At 44.9% G+C, this 214-nt stretch carries 1 protein-coding gene; it reads right to left on the bottom strand.

Annotation, left to right across the window (positions count from 1 at the left end; translation table 11 throughout):
* Positions 1-30 precede the first annotated feature (30 nt).
* Positions 31-214, bottom strand: a 184-nt coding sequence (locus H5164_RS19965) for a hypothetical protein (protein WP_220492766.1), incomplete at its 5' end; no start/stop codon positions are given.

Genomic DNA, 214 nt, shown 5'->3' with positions numbered 1-214 from the left:
AGCAATACTGGAACGACACGATAGTGGGTGTTACTGGACGAAATCGTTGTTGTTATTTGAATGTTCAACCCGCTCGTCATCCCTGAGAGCTGTTATCAGGGATCCAGGTGTTTCTTTTGACTTTTGTCTTGAATACTTAAAGCCAACACCTGGATTCCGGCTTAAAAGCATTGCCGGAACGACGTAGTTGGTAGTAATACCGGAACGACGAAGT

Source organism: Shewanella sp. SG41-3 (assembly GCF_014164545.1).
Taxonomy (GTDB): Bacteria; Pseudomonadota; Gammaproteobacteria; order Enterobacterales; family Shewanellaceae; genus Shewanella; species Shewanella vesiculosa.
Note: the sequence above shows the minus strand (reverse complement) of the source record. Positions and strands in the feature narration are given on the sequence as shown.